At 72.0% G+C, this 9,195-nt stretch carries 6 protein-coding genes, 3 tRNA genes and 1 pseudogene; 5 read left to right on the forward strand and 5 right to left on the reverse strand.

Going from position 1 to position 9,195, the window contains the following annotated elements; genetic code table 11:
* Positions 1 to 82: 82 nt before the first annotated feature.
* Positions 83 to 4,021: an ATP-dependent RNA helicase HrpA gene (gene hrpA / locus HTZ82_RS27700; RefSeq protein WP_175412119.1), complete on the reverse strand. Its 3,939-nt coding sequence runs from the start codon at positions 4,019 to 4,021 to the stop codon at positions 83 to 85.
* Positions 4,022 to 4,125: 104 nt separating this feature from the next.
* Here hrpA and HTZ82_RS27705 point away from each other — a divergent pair, with 104 nt between their 5' ends.
* The 3 genes from HTZ82_RS27705 to HTZ82_RS27715 all read left to right on the forward strand — a co-directional run bounded on the left by HTZ82_RS27705 (position 4,126) and on the right by HTZ82_RS27715 (position 6,219).
* Positions 4,126 to 4,575 (forward strand): hypothetical protein, encoded by a 450-nt coding sequence (locus HTZ82_RS27705; protein ID WP_175412120.1) that lies wholly within the window; start codon positions 4,126 to 4,128, stop codon positions 4,573 to 4,575.
* Positions 4,576 to 4,648: 73 nt separating this feature from the next.
* The gene (locus tag HTZ82_RS27710) at positions 4,649 to 5,398 is read left to right on the forward strand and encodes a DsbA family protein (RefSeq protein ID WP_175412121.1); all 750 of its coding nucleotides are present in this window, start codon (positions 4,649 to 4,651) and stop codon (positions 5,396 to 5,398) included.
* Positions 5,395 to 6,219, forward strand: a complete 825-nt coding sequence (locus HTZ82_RS27715; RefSeq protein ID WP_175412122.1) for a cytochrome c biogenesis CcdA family protein — start codon at positions 5,395 to 5,397, stop codon at positions 6,217 to 6,219. Before HTZ82_RS27710 ends, HTZ82_RS27715 begins: the two co-directional genes overlap by 4 nt.
* A 155-nt stretch (positions 6,220 to 6,374) precedes the next feature.
* Here the strand turns inward: HTZ82_RS27715 and HTZ82_RS27720 are convergent.
* The 4 genes from HTZ82_RS27720 to HTZ82_RS27735 all read right to left on the reverse strand — a co-directional run bounded on the left by HTZ82_RS27720 (position 6,375) and on the right by HTZ82_RS27735 (position 8,396).
* A tRNA-Phe gene (locus tag HTZ82_RS27720) sits at positions 6,375 to 6,448 on the reverse strand.
* Positions 6,449 to 6,472: 24 nt separating this feature from the next.
* Positions 6,473 to 6,547, reverse strand: a tRNA-Asp gene (locus HTZ82_RS27725).
* Between the two features lie 39 nt (positions 6,548 to 6,586).
* Positions 6,587 to 6,659 (reverse strand) — tRNA-Glu (locus tag HTZ82_RS27730).
* An 81-nt stretch (positions 6,660 to 6,740) separates the two neighbouring features.
* Positions 6,741 to 8,396 (reverse strand): metallophosphoesterase, encoded by a 1,656-nt coding sequence (locus HTZ82_RS27735; protein ID WP_175412123.1) that lies wholly within the window; start codon positions 8,394 to 8,396, stop codon positions 6,741 to 6,743.
* A 68-nt stretch (positions 8,397 to 8,464) separates the two neighbouring features.
* Here HTZ82_RS27735 and HTZ82_RS27740 point away from each other — a divergent pair, with 68 nt between their 5' ends.
* Together HTZ82_RS27740 and HTZ82_RS27745 are read left to right on the forward strand one after the other, a co-directional pair.
* Positions 8,465 to 8,815, forward strand: a complete 351-nt coding sequence (locus tag HTZ82_RS27740; protein ID WP_309235722.1) for a metallopeptidase family protein — start codon at positions 8,465 to 8,467, stop codon at positions 8,813 to 8,815.
* A 174-nt stretch (positions 8,816 to 8,989) separates the two neighbouring features.
* A pseudogene (locus HTZ82_RS27745) lies at positions 8,990 to 9,195 on the forward strand (hypothetical protein); the annotation flags it as partial.

The following is a 9,195-nucleotide window of genomic DNA, read 5'->3' on the forward strand; positions in this document are numbered from 1 at the left end:
TCTTGGCTGCGAGGAAGACTGTACAGCAGGTCAGAGCGTGCGGTCGAACTCACTCATGGCGACCGCACCGTCACCGCACCCGTCACGGTGCGGCCGCGTCGATGGCCTTCACGATCCGCTTGTCCGACACCGGGTACGCCGTGCCCAGCGCGTGCGCGAAGTAGCTGACGCGCAGCTCCTCGATCATCCAGCGGATGTCCCGCACCTCCTGCGGGACCGGGCGGCCCTTGGGGAGCTGTTCGAGCAGCCACGCGTACTCGTCCTGCATCTCGTGGACCTTCTCCATGCGCGTGGTGTCGCGCTGCACGGACGTCGGCATCTGCTGGAGCCGGCGGTCCACCGCCACCAGGTAGCGCATCAGGTCCGGCAGCCGGCGCAGGCCCGTGGACGTCACGAAGCCGGCCGGCACGAGCCGCGCCAGCTGGTCCTTCACGTCCTGGACGTTGTTCAGCAGCGCCAGGCTGTTCGTGGCCTTCAGGCGGCGCTCGCAGGCCTGCCAGGCGGCCAGGATCTGCTGGACCTGGTCGACCGTACGGATCGTCAGCTCGACCAGCTCGGTGCGGACGTTGTCGTACAGCTTGCGGTACGACTCCTCGTCCCACGCGGGCCCGCCGTGGTCGGCGATCAGCCGGTCCGCGGCCGCCGTCGCGCAGTCATCGAACAGGGCCTGCACCGAGCCGTGCGGATTGCGGGACAGGGCGAGCTTCTGCTGGTTCGTCAGCCGGTCCGACGCGAACTTCGCGGGATTCACCGGGATGTTCAGCATGATCAGCTTCCGGGTGCCCTGCCACATCGCGCGCGTCTGCTCGGCCTCCGTGTCGAAGAGCCGGACCGCGACCGTCCCGCCCTGGTCGACGAGCGCCGGATACGCCTTGACCGGCTGGCCCGCCCGCTTCGTCTCGAAGACGCGCGTGAGCGTGCCGATCGTCCAGTCCGTCAGGCCCGTGCGCTCCAGGGACGGGCCCGTGCCCGCCGGACCGGCGGTGGCGGCCGCCGCGGCCTTCGACAGGGCCTGACGGGCCTTCGGGCGCAGCTTCAGCTTCAGTGCCTCCAGGTCCTTGTCCTCGGCCAGCTTGCGGCGCCGCTCGTCGACGATGCGGAACGTCACCTTCAGGTGGTCGGGGACCTTCGACCAGTCGAAGTCGTCGCCCGTCACCGGGACGCCCACCATGCGCTGCAGCTCGCGGGCCAGCACGGCCGTCAGGGGCTCCGCGCTCGGCGCCGCCTGCTCCAGGAACCGCTTCGCGAAGTTCGGCGCCGGGACGTAGTTGCGGCGGATCGGCTTCGGGAGGGAGCGGACCAGCTCCGTCACGACGTCCTCGCGCAGGCCGGGGATCTGCCAGTCGAAGCCCTCGTCCACGACCTGGTTCAGCACCTGGAGCGGGATGTGGACCGTCACACCGTCCGCGTCCGCGCCCGGCTCGAACTGGTACGTCACCCGGAACTTGAGCGCGCCCTGCCGCCACGCGTCCGGGTAGTCGGCCTTGGTGACCGCGCCCGCCTTCTCGTTGATGAGCATCTCCCGCTCGAAGTCGAGCAGGTCGGGCGCCTCGCGCCGCTTGTGCTTCCACCACGAGTCGAAGTGCGCGCCCGACACCACGTGCTCGGGCACCCGCTGGTCGTAGAAGTCGAAGAGCGTCTCGTCGTCGACGAGGATGTCGCGGCGCCGCGCCCGGTGCTCCAGCTCCTCGACCTCGGTCAGCAGCCGGCGGTTGTCGGCGAAGAACTTGTGGTGCGTGCGCCAGTCGCCCTCCACCAGCGCGTTGCGGATGAACAGCTCGCGGGAGATCTCGGGGTCGATCCGCCCGTAGTTGACCTTGCGCTGGGCGACGATCGGCACGCCGTACAGCGTCACCTTCTCGTACGCCATGACGGCCGCCTGGTCCTTCTCCCAGTGCGGCTCCGAGTAGGTGCGCTTCAGCAGGTGGCCGGCGAGCGGCTCGATCCACTCGGGTTCGATCTTCGCGTTGACGCGCGCCCAGAGGCGGGACGTCTCGACCAGCTCCGCCGACATCACGAACCGCGGGGGCTTCTTGAACAGCGCCGAGCCAGGGAAGACCGCGAACTTGGCGTTCCGCGCGCCCAGGTACTCGTTCTTCGCGCCGTCTTTTATGTCCTTCATCCCGACGTGGGAGAGGAGGCCCGCGAGGAGCGAGACGTGGATCTGCTGGTCCGCCGCGTCCTCGTCGTTCAGATGGATGCCCATCTGCTTGGCGACCGTACGGAGCTGGCTGTAGATGTCCTGCCATTCGCGGATGCGCAGATAGTTGAGGTACTCGGAGCGGCACATCCGGCGGAACGCCGACGACGACAGGGCCTTCTGCTGCTCCCGTACGTACCGCCAGAGGTTGAGGAAGGCCAGGAAGTCGGACGTCTCGTCCTTGAAACGGGCGTGCTGCTGGTCCGCCTGCGCCTGCTTCTCGGCGGGCCGCTCGCGCGGGTCCTGGATGGACAGGGCCGCCGCGATGACCATGACCTCCCGTACGCAGCCGTTCTTGTCGGCCTCCAGGACCATACGGGCCAGGCGCGGGTCGACGGGGAGCTGGGCCAGCTTGCGGCCGAGCTGCGTGAGCCGCTTCTTCGGATCCTTCTGGGCCGGGTCGATGGCGCCCAGCTCCTGGAGGAGCTGCACGCCGTCGCGGATGTTGCGGTGGTCGGGCGCGTCGATGAACGGGAACTTCTCGATGTCGCCGAGGCCGGCCGCGGTCATCTGGAGGATGACGGACGCCAGGTTCGTCCGGAGGATCTCCGCGTCCGTGAACTCCGGGCGGGCGAGGAAGTCGTCCTCGGAGTAGAGGCGGACGCAGATGCCGTCGCTGGTGCGGCCGCAACGGCCCTTGCGCTGGTTGGCGCTGGCCTGGCTGACCGGCTCGATCGGCAGGCGCTGCACCTTGGTGCGGTGGCTGTAGCGGGAGATCCGGGCGGTGCCCGGGTCGATGACGTACTTGATGCCGGGGACGGTCAGGGACGTCTCGGCGACGTTCGTGGCGAGGACGATCCGGCGCCCCGGGTGCGGCTGGAAGACGCGGTGCTGCTCGGCGTGCGAGAGCCGGGCGTACAGGGGGAGGACCTCGGTGTTCCGGAGCTTCTTCTTCAGCAGGGCGTCCGCCGTGTCGCGGATCTCGCGCTCGCCGGAGAGGAAGACCAGGATGTCGCCGGGCCCCTCCGCCTGGAGCTCGTCGACGGCGTCGCAGATCGCGGTGACCTGGTCGCGGTCGGCGTCGTCGGAATCCTCTTCGAGGAGGGGGCGGTAGCGCACCTCGACCGGGTACGTACGGCCGCTGACCTCCACGATCGGCGCGTCGCCGAAGTGCCGGGAGAACCGCTCCGGGTCGATCGTCGCGGAGGTGATGACGACCTTGAGGTCCGGGCGCTTCGGGAGTAGCTGGGCGAGGTAGCCGAGCAGGAAGTCGATGTTGAGGGACCGCTCGTGGGCCTCGTCGATGATGATCGTGTCGTACGCGCGCAGCTCGCGGTCCGTCTGGATCTCGGCGAGCAGGATGCCGTCCGTCATCAGCTTCACGAACGTCGCGTCCGGGTCGACCTGGTCCGTGAACCGGACCTTCCAGCCGACGGCCTCGCCGAGGGGGGTGCGCAGCTCCTCGGCCACGCGCTCCGCGACCGTGCGGGCGGCGATCCGGCGGGGCTGCGTGTGGCCGATCATGCCGCGGACGCCGCGGCCCAGCTCCATACAGATCTTGGGGATCTGCGTCGTCTTGCCGGAGCCCGTCTCACCGGCGACGATCACGACCTGGTGGTCGCGTATCGCCTCCAGGATGGCGTCTTTCTTCTGGCTGACGGGGAGCTGTTCCGGGTACGTGATCTCGGGCACGCGGGCGGCCCGCGTGGCGGTGCGGGAGGCTGCCTTCGCCGCCTCGGCGGCGATCTCGTCCAGGACGGCCTGCCTGGCCTCGGGCTTGCGGATGCGGCGGACGCCTTCGAGACGGCGGCCGAGGCGGTGGGCGTCGCGCAGCGAGACCTCGGTCAGCAGGGTCTGGAGGTCGGCGAAGGAAGTAGACATACCGTGACCCAGGATCTCACCCGTGGCTCGGGAGTGGCGAACCCATTTACCCGTACCATTTCCGGCGAGCCGACGACCACGGTGACCAGGAAGGTTCCCCGCCCATGCCCCGTACCTCCGCCCGGTGGTGCCGCGTGGCGGCCGGCGGGCCGGCCGTGGCGCTGCTGGCGCTGGTGCTGGGGGTGTGCGGGCGGCTGATGCTGGTGGCCCCGGCCGCGGACGCCGCGGCTCCGGCGGTCGCAGGTGCCGCCGCCTCGGCGGGCGCTTACGTGTCGGCGGCCTCGGTCCCCGGCACGGTCGCCGTACTGGACGACGCGGGCCCGGTGCCCGGGTGCGGGGACGGCTCGCCGTCCGACGAGCCGGGGATGAGCCCGGGTACGCCGCCGCGGGGCGGCTTCTCGCTGTACGAGCTGCTGCCCGCGCTGTACGGGCTGCGCGCCACGGGCGGCGGCGCGGGCTGCGGGCCCGGCGCGCTGCCGGACATCAGGCCCGAACGGGCGCCGCCCGCCCTCGTACCACCGTCCCCGATGGACCTGTCGATCCTGCGCGTGTAGCCGGCGCGAGACCGCGCGCCGGCCTCTCCCTCTCCCTCTTCCTTCTCTCTCACCACGCTCAGGAGAATTCGTCATGCCCAAGTTCAAGCCGTACGCCATCGGTGCGGGGGTCGCGGCGGCGGCCGCGCTGCTCGCCTTCGCCTCGTACACGGCGACCAAGCCGGAGGGTCGCGCGGAGTCGTCCACGTCGTCGGCCGCGGACGGCCCCTCGGCGTCGGCGCCGGCGGCTCCGGAGGCGTCGGAGGCCGGGGTCTATCCGGAGCTGGAGAAGCTCGCGCGCCGCGACGCGAAGGACGGGCTCGCGATGGGGCGTGCGGACGCGCCCGTCGTCCTGATCGAGTACGCCGACTTCAAGTGCGGCTACTGCGGGAAGTTCGCCCGCGACACCGAGCCGGAGCTGGTGAAGAAGTACGTCGAGAAGGGCACCCTGCGGATCGAGTGGCGGAACTTCCCGATCTTCGGCGAGGAGTCGGAGGCCGCCGCGCGCGCCGCGTGGGCGGCGGGGCAGCAGGGCCGGTTCTGGGAGTTCCACCGGGCGGCGTACGCGGAGGGCGCGAAGGACAAGGGCTTCGGCAAGGACCGGCTGACCGCCCTGGCGCGTGAGGCGGGCGTCCCCGACGTGGCGCGCTTCGCCCGGGACCTGGACGGCGAGGCGGCGCGCAAGGCGGTGTCGCGGGACCAGCAGGAGGGGTACGGGCTCGGCGCGTCGTCCACCCCGTCGTTCCTGATCAACGGGCGGCCGATCGCGGGGGCGCAGCCCCTGGAGACGTTCACGGCCGCGATCGACGCGGCGGCCGCGAAGCGGGCGGCGGACGCGCGGTGACGAACATCGGCTACCTGGCCGCGTTCCTGGGCGGTCTGCTGGCGCTGCTCAGCCCGTGCAGCGCGCTGCTGCTGCCGGCGTTCTTCGCGTACTCGACGGACGGCGCGGCGCGGCTGCTGGCCCGTACGGGGATCTTCTACGCGGGCCTGGCGACGACCCTCGTACCGCTGGGCGCTGCGGGCTCGCTGGCCGGGCGGTTCTTCTACGGCCACCGGGAGCTGCTGGTCGCCGTGGGCGGCTGGCTGATCGTCGCGCTGGGCGTGGCGCAGATCCTCGGGCTCGGGTTCGCGTCGCGGCGGATCGCGGAGGCGAGCGGCCGGATCCGCCCGACGACGGCGCTGTCGGTGTACGCGCTGGGTCTGGTGTACGGCCTGGCGGGGTTCTGCGCGGGCCCGATCCTCGGCAGCGTCCTGACGGTGGCCGCGCTGGGCGGCAGCGCCGTGTACGGGGGGCTGCTGCTGGCGGTGTACGCGCTGGGCATGGCGGTGCCGCTGTTCCTGCTGGCGGCGCTGTGGGAGCGGTACGACCTGGGGCGGCGCGGCTGGCTGCGCGGGCGGGCGGTGCGGCTCGGGCGGCTGGAGCTGCACACCACGTCGCTGGTGTCGGGCGGCTTCTTCGTGCTGCTGGGCACGCTGTTCCTGGCCTTCGACGGGACGACGGCGCTGCCGGGGCTGCTGTCGGTGGACGCGGCGTACGAGGCCGAGCAGTGGGCCTCGCGCACGGGTGGCGCGGTCCCGGACTGGCTGCTGCTCCTCGGCGTCGTCGCGGTGACGGCGGTGGTCCTGGGCGTCCGCGGCTGGCGCCGCCGCGAACAGGCCTGAAACCCCGGCCCGCCCCCGCCGCTGCCCTGCCTTGCCCGGGCGAGGCGGCGGGGGCGCGGGGACGGTGGGTCGTGATCCCGTTGGCGTACCGGTTGGCGTACCGGTTGGCGCAAACGGCGAAAGGCCCCGTCCTCGGACGGGGCCTTTCGGGGCGGTGGCTGGGGCCGGGGTCGAACCGGCGACCTTCCGCTTTTCAGGCGGACGCTCGTACCAACTGAGCTACCCAGCCACGAGGTTTCACGTGAAACCTCAGCGGTCCTGACGGGATTTGAACCCGCGGCCTCCACCTTGACAGGGTGGCGAGCACTCCAAACTGCTCCACAGGACCAAGCATCATGCGAGAACAAGTCTCGCACAAGGTAAAGCGTGCCCCCAACGGGATTCGAACCCGTGCTACCGCCTTGAAAGGGCGGCGTCCTGGGCCACTAGACGATGAGGGCTAAGGGCCCGCCTGGGCGCTTCGTCAGCGCGTCGGGGACGTGAGAAGCATATGGGATGTCGGGACCGTTCGCCAAAACGGTTTACGGGGACGGTCGAGGGGAGACCGCGGGCGAGGGCGGTGTGGGGGCCGGGGACGTCACCGGGGCCGTGGGTGGGGCCGTGGGGGGCGGGGACGTTTCCGCCGGTGGAAGGAGCTCCTCCGGGACGCGGCGGGACACCTCCGCCGTGGTCAGCCCCAGGCCGCCCAGGGTGATCTCGTCCCACGCCTGGAGGCGCCGTGTGTCGCGGTCCAGGTACAGGACCGACGCGTGGACCTTCTCCGGCTCCTCCTTCTCGACCGCGCGCAGCCCGCCCCCGCCCGTCGAGCCCTCGATCTTCAGACGGGTGCCGAGCGGCAGCACCTCGTTGACCCGCCGGTGGAGGTGCCCCGCCAGGACCAGCGGCACCGCCCCGTCCGTCTCGTGCGCCGCCACCGGGTTGTGGGCGACCGCGATGTCCACGGGCGCCCCCGCCCGCGCCTGCGTCCGCAGCGCGTACGCCAGGCGCCGCCCCGCCTCCCGCTCCGCGTCGTCGCCGGCCGGCAGCACCGACCGGTCCGGCGTGAACTGCGGGTCGCCGATCCCCGCCACCCGTACGCCCGCGACGGTGACCGCGCGCCCGCCGTCGAGCACGTGCACGTTCCGCAGGCGCCGCAGGTACTCCTGAGTGGCCGCCGAGTCGTGGTTGCCGCGCACCCACAGGTACGGGGCGCCCAGGTTGCTGATCGGGTCGAGGAAGACGTTCTCGGCGGCGCTGCCGTGGTCCATGGTGTCGCCCGAGTCGATGATCAGGTCGATCCCGTACTGCTCCACGAGCGAGCGGATGATGTGCCACGCGGCCGGGTTCAGATGGATGTCGGAGACGTGCAGGACCCGGATCGTCTCCGGGTCGGGCTGGTACGTCGGGAGGGTCGATGCCGCGTCGTACAGCTTGGTCACGTTCGTGACGAGCCGGGCCAGCTCCTTCTGGTACACGTCGAACTCGGTGACGATCGAGCGCGCGTTGCCGACCACGGACGGGGCGCTGGTGAGCAGGCCCGAGAAGCGCGGCTCCAGGACCGACTTCGGGTTCCACGTGGCATATGCGGACGCGCCGGACGCGGCCAGCAGCGCCAGCGCCAGGCCGCCGGCCGCGAGGGCGCGGCGCGGGCGGCGGTAGACGGCGAGGCCGAGCGCGGTCGCGCCGGACACGACGGCGACGCAGGAGCGGACGGCCAGTTCGCGGGTGCCGCGCTCGACGTCGCGGGTGATCTCCTCCTGGAGGCCGGCGATCAGCTCGGGGCGCTCGACGAGGGCCCGCGAGCGGTCCGGGTCCAGCTCGTCGACGTCCACGTCGAGGCGGATGGGCGCGACGTGCGAGTCCAGTTCGAGCGCGCCCAGCGGCGACACGTTGATCTTCGTGCCGCCGGTGAGGGACGGGCGCAGCGTCATGCTCGTGTCCATGGGGCCCACCGGCGTACGGACGCTCCCGACGACCAGCAGGCCGAGCCACGCCCCGACCAGCACCACCGCGATCAGGCCGAGGGCGCGGGCGACCGGGTGCGGGGCGGCCATGAGCCCGCCGCCGCCGGGCACGGCCGCGTACGGGGCGGGCCGTGGCCGCCGAAGGGGCCGCTTCCGGGGCCGTACGCGGTGCGCGGTGCCGCGCAGGGCGTGGACGATCCGGGCGTATGTGGCACGGACGACGGGTCGGGCCATTGGGGCCGTATGCCCGTACCGGTGCGGGGCTATGCCCGTACGGCCGTGTCATCCACGACAATGGCGGAGTGCTGGAGATGACGCGCGAGGAGTTCGAGGAACTGGTCGCCGAGGCGCTCGACCGGATCCCGCCGGAGCTGACACGGCTGATGGACAACGTCGCCGTGTTCGTGGAGGACGAGCCGTCTGCGGACGACCCCGACCTCCTCGGCCTGTACGAGGGGACTCCGCTGACCGACCGCGGGGAGTGGTACGCGGGCGTGCTGCCCGACCGGATCACCATCTACCGGGGGCCGACGCTGCGGATGTGCGAGTCCCGCGAGGACGTCGTCGCCGAGACCGAGGTCACCGTCGTGCACGAGATCGCCCACCACTTCGGCATCGACGACGGGCGGCTGCACGAACTGGGGTACGGCTGACGGGAAGTGGGACGTGCCGGACGGTTCGGGCCGTATGGGACCGTTCGGCGCCGGGCGGAGCGGACGGAGCTGTACGGACCCGTCGTGCGGGCGTGTCCCTTGTGGGTGAACGGGAGTTGGGCAGGACGACCCTGTGTCCCCCGTGTTCTCCGTGTCCCGCCTGGAGGTGCCCCCGTGCGCCATTTGCCCGCCCCTGTCCGATGGGCCGTCACCGCGGTGGCGGTCGTGGCATCCGCCGGCTCCGTCAGCGGCTGCATGAGCGTCTCCGACGACGGCTCGCGGCCCCTGCCGACGGAGTCGGTCGACCCGTCCGGCGCGGCGGCGGCCGAGGCGGACAGCGGCGTGGGCGTCCCCGCGGGGCGGCACGAGCCGCGCAGCGG

The sequence above is a fragment of the Streptomyces sp. TRM64462 genome (genome assembly GCF_013362995.1).
In the GTDB taxonomy this organism is placed as follows: domain Bacteria; phylum Actinomycetota; class Actinomycetes; order Streptomycetales; family Streptomycetaceae; genus Streptomyces.